We start from the raw sequence: 12,223 nt of genomic DNA, 5'->3' as shown, positions 1-12,223 counted from the left end.
ATTTTTTATTCGGGCGAAAATAGTAATTAATAAGCTATCTGCCTTATGGATACCTATAATATTGAGGGGGAGAAGAAAAGGCTTGCCACCTAAACAAAAGGGTAGCGAGCCTCTAAATCAAATTGGGAGATTATTATCCCTCGAAATGCGAGTAATGCTTTCTGAAAATGCCTTCGGTTTTTAATGCATCTTCATTAAAACCATAGGCTTTAAGTATCCGCTGGAGTCTATCGAGCACAAATAGGTTCTTTCTGACCTCAAAAGCATCCTGCTTCAGAGTTGAAGAATAATAGCTGAGCTCCCTGTCGGCTCTTTTTACCAGGGTTTTGCCAATGGCCAGCGCAGTGTCACTGTCGTTGAGTGCCATGAGCAGTCCGGTCGTTTCTACGGCCGAAATATCGTAAGGAATAGTGTCGTCAGGAATGGCGCTGAGGCTTTTGTAAAGTGCTTCGAGCGCCTGATCATTTTTTCCTTCCAGCATGAGGGTTTCAGCCAGCGAGTTGAAGCCCATGCGGGAGTTCATCAGTTGCTTTTGGTAGTACGATGAATAGTTGATATCAGGATTGTTGAGGTTTCGCCAGGAGTAAGTCTCCGTCATGTTGGCAAACATTACCTGGCTATTGACCAAATGGCTGTCACTCTCAGGATTTTCAACCGGAAGCAATTTGTAGGCCATCCCTTCCTGTACAACGTACTTATTGAGATCAAATGGCAGCAAGCTCAGGGCAGTATGAGTGAAATAGATGGGCCGCTCCCAGTTGTTGGAGGCGATCAGGTCGAGCAACATGATTTCACTTTTTTGAAGACCATTCCCCGTAACTTCAAAAGTGATAAAATCAGGAATATATTGGGTCATGGTGTCGGGTACCAGGTGCCTGGCCAATACATCTTCTTTGTTAACAGGTAGCCGAATCAACTTTGAAGGTATGGAAGCGAGACTTGACCCTGTTCTTGTTTCCACCATAATGGCCGGGTGCTTTTTCTTCAGCAGATTGAGGTATTGTATCAGATTAATAGCTTCGCCCTTCAGGTTAGGGTTTTCTACTACGGGCACGTAGTCGATCGGGCCTCCCTGCTTGTAGAGGGTTTTTTCAATAGAAAAGGGCAGGGGCTCCGATTCGTAGGCTTTCCTTTTCATCATGTCAATGTTCCAGTCGGCACTAAAGAGCGTGCCAACTATTACCCTCATATCAGTTCTCACGCCTTCCACATCCTGCGCATACCATAGCGGGTAAGTGTCGTTGTCGCCACCGGTAAATAGAATGCCATTTGGCTCACACCCAACCAGATAATTTTTTGCCATATCAACCGAGTAGTACCTGCCGGAGCGATCGTGGTCATCCCAGCCCTGCATAATCATAATGCCAGGCACCATGAGTGTAGCAAACCAGGCCATGGCCAGGGCCAACTTTCGTTCTGCGAAAAATTGCTGCGACTGGCGGAGGAATGCGAATGCTCCAAGGCCAATCCAAATGCAGAAAGCAAAGAACGACGCCACATAGATGTAGTCCCTTTCTCTTGGTTCTGATGGGGGGGAATTGAGGTATAAAACTAAACCCACTCCTGTGATGAAGAACAACACGCCGACAACAGAAAATGATTGCAGATTCTTCTTATAATTGAAAAATAAGCCCACAAGCCCTAGTATCAATGGCAGCATGAGAAAGCTGTTCCTGGCATGATTCCCTTCCATTGAAGGAGCCACTGAAGATGTGAGGGCGACGAAACCAGCATCTTGCTGATCGCTTTCCCTGCCGGCAAAATTCCACATAAAGTACCTCATGTACATGTGCCCCAGCTGGTAAGTAAACAGGTACTTGAGGTTGTCTGCGAAATTTGGCTTTTGCCCAGGCTGCAAGCCCAAAATTTGCTGGTAGACCTCAGGGTGCCGATCTCTTTGGCTCCAAAGCCTTGGGAGAACTGTCGTTCTGGTTGGGTCGTAGGTCAGGTTATAATCGTAGTCCTCTATTTCATAAGCAGTTTCCCCTTTTTGATAAACCGGATCACCATGCTGTTGATCAATCAGCTTTGCGTCATAGTAGTTGCCGTACAATAGAGGCCTGGTTCCGTACTGCTTCATGTCCAGATAACCTACAAAATTGGGCAGGTTCTCGGGGTTCCACATGTCGATCAGTGGGTTTTGTGACGAGCGAATAGTGAGTATCCCAAAAGAAGAATAGCCGATAATGAGAAAGCTGATACAAAGTGCAAGTGTGTTGAGCCCCACCAGCCCCTTTTTTTGCGTAAAATAGACCGCCAGCAGAATGCTTGCTGTTATAATGACCATGCCGAAGGCAGCGCCGCTGCCAAAGCCAAGCTTGAGAGAGTTGACGAAGAATATTTCGAACTTGGTGAGGAGGCTCATCACGCCGACCCGGAATCCAAACATAACGAATAGAATACCTATCCCGCTCGAAACAATTGTAACGGCAAGCCCTTTCCAGGAGAAAGTGTAATTCTTAAAGTAATAGATGAGTGCCAGAGATGGAATCGTGAGCAGGTTCATTGGGTGCACCCCAATGGAAAGGCCCATCAGGTAGGCAATGAATAGTAGCCACTTGTTGGAGAGTGATGCATTTTCTAATGCATCCCACCTGAGAATAGCCCAAAACGCTACTGCTGTAAAGAACATAGACATGGCGTACACTTCCGCTTCCACTGCCGAAAACCAAAAGGTGTCGGAGAAGGCGAAAGCGAGTGACCCTGTTACCCCGGAGCCCATCAACACAAGTGCGTCTTTGCTTTGAAGGTCAAAATGCTCAGCCTTGAGGATCTTGGAGGCCAGGAGCACGATGCTCCAGTAAAGAAACATTACTGCCAGAGCGCTGCTCACTGCACTCATCATGTTCACCCAAAATGCGATCTGCTCGGTGTCGCCTAATGCCAAAAACGTAAAAAAGCGACCGAGCAGCAGAAAAAAGGGTGGCCCGGGAGGGTGTGGAATCTGCAACTTGTAGCTGGCAGCTATAAATTCCCCACAGTCCCAGAAACTGGCCGTCGGTTCTAATGTGAGGGCATAAACTGTGAGCGCAACAAAAAATACCGCCCAACCGGTCAGGTTGTTGATCAGTTTAAAGTTCTTCATGCTCAAAAGCTGGTTTTACATATAAGCTTAAGACTCTGTTTATGAACGCAGGGTTGCCTCTATTTTGTATCTTTTCATATTATTTGAACCCTTAATAAAATGTTTGTCGTAACGAACTGCCTTTTTGCGTTTTATATAATTTTTGCACCAAAAACCCTGCTCTTTACTAATGCGTATGTGGCGTAAAGTAACCGGTATTAGATTTAAACAACTGTGAAGAATGAAATCACTACTCAACCTTGAGGAAGCAGCAATGTTTATTGCCGCCTTTTTAGGCGCTATTTATCTGGACTACGCCTGGTGGCTGTTCTTTGCCTGGCTGCTTGCACCAGATGTAAGTATGATAGGCTATTTGTTCAATACTAAAATTGGTGCTGTCTTTTACAACTTAGCACATCATAAAGGGGTAGCTGTGGCTTGCTTTGTAGCAGGCTTTGTAATTTCATCACCTGAATGGATGTTCGCAGGGCTTCTTTTATTTGGCCATAGTGCCATGGACAGGGTTTTTGGCTATGGGCTAAAGTATGCTGACGATTTCAAACATACCCACCTTGGGTGGATAGGTAAAAAATAGTTCCGACTACTTATAGATAATCAGGTAGAAGCCAATCCAAAGAAAAAACCAAAGCACATACGATGTTGCCACTATGATGATACTGTTTTTCCTCTGCTTCCCTGAGATGACATATACACCTGCGGCTAGCGCAATCCAGTAGACAACTTCAAAGAGGTTGAGTGCCTTGAGAGGATAATGCCAGCGGGGTGCCAGTGACTCAAAATCGAACAGGTTCATCAAGGAGAGCGGATAGAAAGCGCCAATTTCCTGATAGGTAGGATCGGTGTTTACTACCAGAAACCAGGCGATTTTGATAAGCTCGGGAATAAAAAAGACAAGTTCTGCTGCCAAAACCAGCCGCCACATGTCTTTAAAAGTGAGCTTGTAGCCAAACATAAAGCCGCCCACATAGAGGATAAATGCGGTGACGGTAAACTTCCAGGCGTAAACTAGCGGAACGGTGAGGTACTGCACTGCACTTAAGGCGTGGAAAAATCCCATCTCACCCCGCTCCTGTAGAATCTCGAATGCGGCTAACTCTCCTTCGATGAAACTTTTTTTGATAAAAAGCAGTATCAACGTGACAACACAGATGACAGCAAACAGCTGTCCCGTGCCAAATGAAAACCATTCGTCGAGAAGTTCTTGTCGTCTTTCTTTGGAAAGTTGCATATCAATGGAAAAATTTACAATTCAGAGAACGGGTTTGCCGTTGATTCGTTGTTATCTTAAATATTCAATTTGAAAATTGGCAGACTTTTGGCACTCCACCAAACTATGAGGTTCATCATTATCACTTTATTGTTGTCAGTCGGCCTTGCGGACCGGTCATCTTCTCAAAGCATAAATGTGGGAGAAGTGAAGGCGGATACTGTGGATGTGGCAAGTACACTGCTGATTAACGACATCAAGGTGCAGCTTGACGCCACCGAGGCGCTCAACAATATGTACAACTTTCATTTTGCGACAGCCGAGAAGCAATTCAGGTGGCTGAAGCAAAAGTATGGTTGGCATCCGCTGCCCTATTTCTTGATGGGGCTGTCCGAATGGTGGAAGATTGTGCCCAATATTGAAAATGAGCAATACGATAAAAAGTTTTATGCTTACATGGACACCGCTCTGGTGCTTTCCGAGCGGCTTTACAAGGAAGTGAATAAGGTTGAAGGCGCTTTTTTTCTGTCTGCTACCTATTCGTTTCAGGGAAGGTTACTTTCAGAACGGAAAAAGTGGACAAAGGCGGCTGTGGCAGGTAAGAACGCCCTTGCTTATCTTGAAGAATGCCGTGGGCAGGAGGACCTCAGTCCCGAAATACTTTTTGGCGACGCTTTGTACAACTACTACTCCGTTTGGGTGCCGGAGAACTATCCTCTGCTGAAGCCTATTATGTTGTTTTTCGACAAGGGGGATAAAGATGATGGCATTACACAGCTGAAAGAAGTATCCAGGAATGCTTTTTACACCCGAACCGAAGCTCAGTATTTCCTCATGCGGATTTTATCCAGCGAAGGAAAAAACATGTATGAAGCTTTGCAGGTAGCAGAATATTTGCACCAAACGTTTCCTGACAACCCATACTTTCATCGCTACTATTCCCGGCTCTTGTATGGCACTGGCGACTATCAGCTTTGCGAGAAGACGTCTCTGGAGATAATAGATAAGTATTACCAGCGGTATGACGGCTATGAGGAAAACAGTGGCCGCTACGCTGCTTTTTTTCTGGGGCAGATTTACCAAACGAGAAAAGACTACCCGAATGCCAAAAAGTTTTACAAAGAAGCGGTGAGGTTTAGTTCCAAGAATGAAACCCAGCAAATGGGCTATAACCTGTATTCTCTGCTGGCACTTGGAGAAATAGCCGAAAAGGAAAACAATCAAAAAGAGGCAAAGGAATACTACAAAGAAGTCAAGCGGCTGGCAGGCCGAAAAGACCGGGCATGGGAAGTCGCCAAAAAGAATTTGAAGGAGATGGATTAAATAAGAAAAACAGGTAAATTTAATCATGGCTCTCCCTATTTATAAAACCAAAAAAGTCACTTATGCTGATTACCTCACCTGGCCCGACGGTGAAAGGTGGGAGATTATTGATGGGATGCCTTACAATATGAGTCCTGCTCCGAGCAGGAGGCATCAAAAAATCAGCGGAACCATCCATTTCCACCTCCAAAATTTTTTGAGGAATAAAAAATGTGAGGTCTATGCGTCGCCCTTTGATGTTCGCCTATCCGAGGACTATTCTCAAGAAGAACTAGTTGAAAACGTTGTTCAACCCGATCTGTCTGTTTTTTGCGACAAAAACAAACTTGATGAGAAGGGCGCTATAGGGGCACCCGATCTGGTGGTGGAGATTCTTTCTCCTTCCACTTCAAAAAAGGACATGTCTGAGAAATTACTCCTTTATCAGAAATTTGAGGTGAAGGAGTATTGGGTAGTTGATCCTGAAGGTGAGGATGTTCGTGTGTTTGTTCTGGACGAAAACGGGAGATTTTATCTTTTGTCCATCCTTAAGAATGATGAAATCTTAGAAAGTAGATTATTTCCTGGACTGGTTATTCCACTCGAAGAGTTATTTACTGAATAGATCAAGAAAATTTTGAGTGTTTGCCTTGATGGAGTAGCGATCCTCTACCGTTTTTCTTCCCGCTTCTCCTAATTTTTTACGCAGGCCTTCATTGGTTAACGTCTCCTTCAACGATACCAACCAGTCCCCTGTGGATGCTGCTAACAAACCATTGTTACCATTTTCGATAATATCTACGTTGACTCCAACAGGTGAGGCGATGGTTGGGATCTCCAGCGCCATGTATTGCAAAGCTTTGAAACCGCATTTGCCCTGGCTCCATTTGTCGTCTGTGAGTGGCATTACGCCAATGTCGATGACTGCCAGATCGCCTATTTCTGTGTCTTTGTTCCAGGGCGTAAACTCGAGCCATGGGTAGGTTACAAGGGGTGGCTGGTTGGAGATTACCCGAAAAGAGAATTTTTGATCTTTGGCAAGTTCCTCAAGCACTGACCAAAGCATGTCGAGGTAGGGGAGAGTGGAGTGGCTGCCCGTCCAGCCAATAACGATAGGGTCGTTGGTGGGCTTTGTTTTTTTATGGATTCGGTGGTGATGCTCTGTGTCGATGGTAGTGGGGTTGATCACGACGTTGTCATTGAACTGCTTCGCATAGTTGGCCAGGTAAGAGTTTCCCACAGAAACTTTCCACGACCATTGGCAGATGTTCCCTGTTTTTGAATGCCATTTTAGCCAGCCGGCGATTTTGTTGCTTTCGCTTGTATTGGGCAGCCAAATGGCATCATCGAAGTCAAAAATGACCTGCTTCCTGAAAACTTTGGCGATGAGCCATTCGAAGATAGGCGGCCCCAGCGGTGTCAGCTCCCGGTGAATAAAAACGAAATCGGCGGACGGCAACTGACTAAGTACCTTGAAGCGTCGACCGAATCCATTGAGTAGCCCCCACACTTTTTGCAGTGTGTTGCCCTTTTTGTATAGCACCTTCCAGTAGTATTCCCCCCAAAAAGACTGGCTGTCGATAGAATACCCCGTCTTAAGCAACGCTGCAAAGTACTGTTCGAACCGAAAGCGTTGCGACGGTGCTTGCTCTAAAGGATAGGGAAAGAGAAAAAGTATTTTCACTTGGTGAAATTAGTGCAAGATTACCTTATGATAAAACCTTGCTTATCCCCAATTGACAGTTATTCATCGAAATGCTGCTTTAACAGGAGCCTGTGAAGCGCAGGTGTTCCGATATAATTAGTAATTTGCGACCTGTAATCAACTTTTATGGGCCTCCAAGACCTTATTGTCACACCTATTTACCTCATCCTCCTGTATGCTCTTGCATACTGGATCAGGCCCAAAGTGACTAATAGGGACACCCGCAAGTATTTCATTCCCGGGTTGACGGTAAAGTTTGTCGGGGCGATAGCTTTGGGGTTGGTGTATCAGTTTTATTACAACGGCGGAGATACGTTTAACTACTACTATCATTCCAAAGTAATATGGGAGGTGTTTCTGGAAAATCCAGCTGCCGGACTAGGCTTGATATTTAAACCCGATATTATGTCCGGAGAAACTGCACAATACATTTTTAGAATGTATTGGTACAGCGACAGTGCTTCTTACTTGATATGTAGAATAGCCGCTTTTTTTGGTCTGTTTTCCTTTAATACTTATACGTCAATAGCCCTTTTTTTTGCCATTTTGAGCTTCAGTGGTCTTTGGGCCCTTTTTGTGCATTTAAATAAAAAAATCAACGGCTATTCTCGGATGCTGGCTCTGGCTATATTGTTCTTTCCATCCCTGATTTTCTGGGGATCGGGCCTAATGAAAGACACCATAACTCTTGGAGCGATTTGTTGGTTTTTCGTCGCCTTTGACAGGCTGCTGAGCAAAGAGGGCAACTTTTGGAATCTTTTTATAATGTTTGTTGGCGCTTTCCTATTGGTTCAAATTAAGGTTTATATTGTAATGGCAATGCTTCCTGCTTGCGCCATTTACTATGTATCAAAAAACCTTAAAGGGGTCGAAAATAGCGTCATCAAATTTATCGCCGCTCCATTTGTAATTACAGTTGTAGGTTTAGTGTTGGTGGCAGGTGCCGGAAAGCTTGGCGAAATCGATCCAAAATATAGTCTTCAACAAATTCCGGAGACTGCTCAAATCACCGCTTATGACATCGCCTACTGGACTGGTAAAGACGCAGGTTCCACATATACTCTGGGAGAACTTGATGGCTCATGGGGTAGCATGATCAGGTTGATCCCTGCGGCTATTAACGTTACTTTATTCAGGCCGTACTTTTGGGAAGTTTCAAATCCGTTGATGCTGCTATCTGCAGTTGAGAGTTTCGTTCTTTTGTTTCTAACCGTTTACATTCTAGGGCAAAAGAGGTTCTCGGTAGCACCCCTTGTTCAACACCCACTTATTCTTTTTTGTATTTCGTTTTCTCTTATTTTCGCATTTGCTGTCGGGGTATCCACCTTCAATTTTGGGTCACTAGTGAGGTATAAGATACCGATGATTCCTTTTTATGCTACAGCCCTGATATTTTATACTTCCTTAAACAAAGAGGGTAAACTTAGATATGCATAAGATTATCATCAATGCTAGCGACAAGATTTTTTGGCCGTCATTCAAAGAATTGAAGGATTTCAGAGATTTATTCTACGTTCTTGCTTTACGGGATGTCAAGGTTAGATATGCTCAGACTTACCTCGGGTTTATATGGGCATTTATTCAACCCCTTGCTACTCTTCTCATTTTCACACTCATTTTTGGCAAGGCAATCAACGTCGATACAGGTGGCATACCCTACCCGCTTTTTGCCCTTGTTGGGATGAGTTGCTGGACATATTTTTCCTACGTTTTGAGTCAGTCAGGGGGATCGATTATTGGAGCACAGGAGATGATCAAGAAGATATATTTTCCGAGGCTGATAATTCCATTGTCAAAAGCACTGGTGGGCTTGATAGATTATGGCATAACCCTACTAATGGTTTTGTTGTTAATGCTTTGGTACGGTTACGTACCACCGTCTCAATTTGTTTTTTTTCCATTCTGTTTTTTAAGCCTTGTCATAGTGTCGCTTGGAGTAGGTGTTTGGCTGAGTGCTCTTTCAATAAGGTTCAGAGATTTTCAGCACGTGGTACCTTTTTTGGTGCAATTTGGTCTGTATGCCACACCTGTGGCATACCCTGCCCGTTTGGTACCTGAAAAATACTTTTGGATATACTATTCAAATCCGATGGCAGGCGTAATAGAATTGTTTCGGTGGTGCCTGTTAGACGGATCATCCCCTACTGTCTATTCGTATTTATCGCTTGGGCTTGCATTTATAGTTTTTGTGGCAGGCATTGTCTATTTTAAGAAAGTGGAGCGGGTGATGGCTGATCTGGTTTAGTTATTATGGAGGAGATTGCGATTAAGGTGAACGGTTTATGGAAGGGATACGCTCTTGGGAAAACTAAGTCCGCTTCAATAATAGAATCTATTAGAGGTTTTAGGTTGGGTCAGAGTCTGAAAGAAGAAGGGTTTTGGGCGCTAAGAAATGTAAACTTTGAGATAGAAAAAGGTAAAGCTGTTGGTATCATCGGAAAGAATGGAGCCGGAAAGAGCACGTTACTGAAAATCTTATCGAGGATCACATACCCGACCAGAGGCTCCATTGAAATTAACGGACGAGTGTCTTCACTGCTTGAGGTAGGCACAGGTTTCCATCCCGAGCTTACCGGTAGAGAAAACGTCTTTTTAAACGGAACGCTGCTAGGTATGAAGCGCAAAGAGGTAAAAGCAAGGTTTGATGAGATCGTTGACTTTAGCGGCGTGGAGAAATTCATTGATACTCCCGTTAAGCATTACAGTAGCGGGATGAAGGTTCGATTGGCATTTGCCGTGGCCGCACATCTTGATCCAGACATTTTGATTATCGACGAAGTACTGGCCGTGGGCGATGCTGAATTCCAAAAAAAATGTTTGGGAAAAATGGAAGATGTGACTGGGCAGGGTAGAACCGTGCTCTTTGTGAGTCACAACCTAGGAGCCGTAAAAACCTTATGTAGGGACGGTATACTGTTAGGGCAGGGGCAGGTTTTGTGTCATTCCAACGTCAATGAAGTAATGGCGCAATACAATCAGTATCTTTACGCCATTGAGGTGACAACCAAAAGGGCTAACGGGAGATTCGATTTAAAAATGCACCCGGAAAAAACTTATGATTTGGAATTTGGACTACAAGATGTAGAAGTACTGGTGAATGGAAAAAACGCAGATACAATCGAGTCGGGTAGCGAATTGGAATTTAGGGTTGGTTTTAAACTAGACTTTGACCTGGATCAGATTGTATTAGGCTTCATAGTTAGAGACGAATCAATGCAGCCAGTGATTGGCATTAACAATATCATGCAGAATGTAAAACTAGCTCTCAACGGAGCAAAAGAGGGTTATATAAGTGTTTCTTTCAAGGAGCTACTTATTTACCGCCGGGGAAAATTTAGTGTCGATTTGTTTCTTAATGATGGCGTGAAAAGTTTTGACATTGTCCGAAATGCTTTTTGGTTTCAGGTTGAGGAGGCTGATGTGTATCATTCGGGTAAACCGCCGGAAGGTGAACTTAATTTATTTTTTCAACCCGGGATTAAATTTTCAATAGGATGAGCTTAATTACTCGAATTTCTGATTTTTCGAACAATATAATTCGGAAAAGACATTATAAGGCAATCTATAGAAGATACAATACTTACTCAATGCTTTCTCAGAAAGTATACGTAGACAACTTGATTCTTTCAGAAAATGCAAAAAAGCTGAAAGGCGATATTGTTGAGTGCGGGGTTTGGAAGGGCGGCATGATTGCTGGTATTTCAGAAGTGCTTGGTGATTCACGCTCCTATCACCTTTTCGATAGCTTTGAGGGCCTGCCTCCAGCGCATGAAAAGGACGGGCAAAAGGCGGTTGCCTGGCAGAAGGATAACAATGGGCCGACCTATTTTGATAATTGCAGGGCGGAATTGGAAGATGCCGAAGCTGCTATGCGACTTTCGGGACGCACCAAGGTTAAAATTCACAAAGGCTGGTTTAAAGACACCCTGAAAGATATACCTGCATCTACCGGAATTGCATTGCTTCGCTTAGACGGCGACTGGTATGATTCTACCTATACTTGTTTGGAAAGTCTTTTTGATAAGGTGGTAGCAGGTGGAATTGTAATACTTGATGACTACTATCATTGGGAAGGTTGCTCAAAAGCTGTTCACGATTTTTTGTCAAAAAATGACAGGACAGAAAAAATCTGCATGAACTCTTCGTGGACAGCATATTTCATTAAAAATTGAGACCAAGGATGAGGGGGTATTCAAGTACTTTTTTTCAGAGGCAAAGCAAAACATCGTTAAGATCGGCAAAAGCTGTGCTGCCATTCGTTTTTGATTTACTGAAGCCAAAAAGTGCTCTCGATGTGGGATGTGGTGTAGGTGCTTGGCTGGCGGCTGCGCAAGAAACTGGCTGTAACTCGATTTTGGGAATAGACGGCGAATACGTGCTCGACCAAAATATGTTGATAAACAAAAGTGAATTTTTATCACTTGACATCTCTCAGGCATTTAACCTAAACACGAAGTATGATCTTGTCATGTCTTTAGAGGTTGGCGAACATCTGCCGGGTAAGTCTGCCGAGATTTATGTCAAAAACTTAACAGACCATGGCGACGCTATTTTGTTTTCTGCGGCTATCCCTGGCCAGGGGGGCACGCATCACATAAATGAACAATGGCCAGAATATTGGGAAAAAATGTTCCTTAAACTAAATTTTGTACCATTTGATATTATCAGGGAAGTAATTTGGAATCATAAAGAAATTGAAATTTGCTACAAGCAAAATACAATACTTTATATCAATCAAAATAATAAAAGCTTAATCGAGAGGCTGGCTGAGTTTAAGCCCACAAAAGTAAGGTCGCTGGTGCATCCAGATTTATACGATATTAAAAGACATCTAATTGAAGTTAGGAACAAAGAGCTTAAACTTAAAAACAGGAACATATTCAGGAAGATAACTGATCGCCTTGGAGTGACACAAAGAAAATAG

General features: G+C 43.8%; 11 protein-coding genes. 8 read left to right on the top strand and 3 right to left on the bottom strand.

The window, feature by feature from the left end; translation table 11 throughout:
• Positions 1 to 133 precede the first annotated feature (133 nt).
• Positions 134 to 3,085, bottom strand: a complete 2,952-nt coding sequence (locus tag RIG68_RS06110) for a glycosyltransferase family 117 protein (RefSeq protein ID WP_350119915.1) — start codon at positions 3,083 to 3,085, stop codon at positions 134 to 136.
• Between the two features lie 220 nt (positions 3,086 to 3,305).
• On the opposite strand from RIG68_RS06110, the gene RIG68_RS06105 reads away from it, so the two are divergent.
• Positions 3,306 to 3,659, top strand: a complete 354-nt coding sequence (locus tag RIG68_RS06105; protein WP_350119912.1) for a DUF4260 domain-containing protein — start codon at positions 3,306 to 3,308, stop codon at positions 3,657 to 3,659.
• Positions 3,660 to 3,665: 6 nt separating this feature from the next.
• Here the strand turns inward: RIG68_RS06105 and RIG68_RS06100 are convergent, their stop codons facing one another.
• Positions 3,666 to 4,313 (bottom strand): hypothetical protein, encoded by a 648-nt coding sequence (locus RIG68_RS06100; RefSeq protein WP_152001123.1) that lies wholly within the window; start codon positions 4,311 to 4,313, stop codon positions 3,666 to 3,668.
• 105 nt (positions 4,314 to 4,418) lie between these two features.
• Here RIG68_RS06100 and RIG68_RS06095 point away from each other — a divergent pair, with 105 nt between their 5' ends.
• Entirely contained in the window at positions 4,419 to 5,615 is a 1,197-nt protein-coding gene (locus RIG68_RS06095) for a tetratricopeptide repeat protein (protein ID WP_350119909.1), read from the top strand.
• A 25-nt stretch (positions 5,616 to 5,640) separates the two neighbouring features.
• Positions 5,641 to 6,219, top strand: coding sequence for a Uma2 family endonuclease (locus RIG68_RS06090; protein ID WP_350119906.1), 579 nt, complete (start codon positions 5,641 to 5,643; stop codon positions 6,217 to 6,219).
• Here the strand turns inward: RIG68_RS06090 and RIG68_RS06085 are convergent.
• Positions 6,205 to 7,278: a glycosyltransferase family 4 protein gene (locus RIG68_RS06085; RefSeq protein WP_350119904.1), complete on the bottom strand. Its 1,074-nt coding sequence runs from the start codon at positions 7,276 to 7,278 to the stop codon at positions 6,205 to 6,207. The genes RIG68_RS06090 and RIG68_RS06085 overlap by 15 nt on opposite strands.
• Positions 7,279 to 7,425: 147 nt before the next feature.
• On the opposite strand from RIG68_RS06085, the gene RIG68_RS06080 reads away from it, so the two are divergent.
• The 5 genes from RIG68_RS06080 (at position 7,426) to RIG68_RS06060 (ending at position 12,223) form a co-directional block, all read left to right on the top strand.
• Positions 7,426 to 8,736 (top strand): hypothetical protein, encoded by a 1,311-nt coding sequence (locus tag RIG68_RS06080; RefSeq protein WP_350119901.1) that lies wholly within the window; start codon positions 7,426 to 7,428, stop codon positions 8,734 to 8,736.
• Positions 8,729 to 9,544, top strand: coding sequence for an ABC transporter permease (locus RIG68_RS06075; RefSeq protein ID WP_350119898.1), 816 nt, complete (start codon positions 8,729 to 8,731; stop codon positions 9,542 to 9,544). The genes RIG68_RS06080 and RIG68_RS06075 overlap by 8 nt, the downstream gene beginning before the upstream one ends.
• A gap of 5 nt (positions 9,545 to 9,549) precedes the next feature.
• Entirely contained in the window at positions 9,550 to 10,797 is a 1,248-nt protein-coding gene (locus RIG68_RS06070; RefSeq protein ID WP_350119895.1) for an ABC transporter ATP-binding protein, read from the top strand.
• A gap of 89 nt (positions 10,798 to 10,886) precedes the next feature.
• Positions 10,887 to 11,471: a TylF/MycF/NovP-related O-methyltransferase gene (locus RIG68_RS06065; protein WP_350119892.1), complete on the top strand. Its 585-nt coding sequence runs from the start codon at positions 10,887 to 10,889 to the stop codon at positions 11,469 to 11,471.
• Between the two features lie 8 nt (positions 11,472 to 11,479).
• The gene (locus RIG68_RS06060) at positions 11,480 to 12,223 is read left to right on the top strand and encodes a class I SAM-dependent methyltransferase (RefSeq protein ID WP_350119890.1); all 744 of its coding nucleotides are present in this window, start codon (positions 11,480 to 11,482) and stop codon (positions 12,221 to 12,223) included.

The sequence above is a fragment of the Imperialibacter sp. genome (assembly GCF_040222385.1).
Classification (GTDB): domain Bacteria; phylum Bacteroidota; class Bacteroidia; order Cytophagales; family Cyclobacteriaceae; genus Imperialibacter.
This window is presented reverse-complemented; position numbering and strand designations above follow the sequence as displayed.

Coding starts and splice junctions, on each gene's coding strand:
- RIG68_RS06110 (WP_350119915.1), bottom strand. CDS start 3,085: ATGAAGAACTTTAAACTGATCAACAACCTGACCGGTTGGGCGGTATTT.
- RIG68_RS06105 (WP_350119912.1), top strand. CDS start 3,306: ATGAAATCACTACTCAACCTTGAGGAAGCAGCAATGTTTATTGCCGCC.
- RIG68_RS06100 (WP_152001123.1), bottom strand. CDS start 4,313: ATGCAACTTTCCAAAGAAAGACGACAAGAACTTCTCGACGAATGGTTT.
- RIG68_RS06095 (WP_350119909.1), top strand. CDS start 4,419: ATGAGGTTCATCATTATCACTTTATTGTTGTCAGTCGGCCTTGCGGAC.
- RIG68_RS06090 (WP_350119906.1), top strand. CDS start 5,641: ATGGCTCTCCCTATTTATAAAACCAAAAAAGTCACTTATGCTGATTAC.
- RIG68_RS06080 (WP_350119901.1), top strand. CDS start 7,426: ATGGGCCTCCAAGACCTTATTGTCACACCTATTTACCTCATCCTCCTG.
- RIG68_RS06075 (WP_350119898.1), top strand. CDS start 8,729: ATGCATAAGATTATCATCAATGCTAGCGACAAGATTTTTTGGCCGTCA.
- RIG68_RS06070 (WP_350119895.1), top strand. CDS start 9,550: ATGGAGGAGATTGCGATTAAGGTGAACGGTTTATGGAAGGGATACGCT.
- RIG68_RS06065 (WP_350119892.1), top strand. CDS start 10,887: ATGCTTTCTCAGAAAGTATACGTAGACAACTTGATTCTTTCAGAAAAT.
- RIG68_RS06060 (WP_350119890.1), top strand. CDS start 11,480: ATGAGGGGGTATTCAAGTACTTTTTTTCAGAGGCAAAGCAAAACATCG.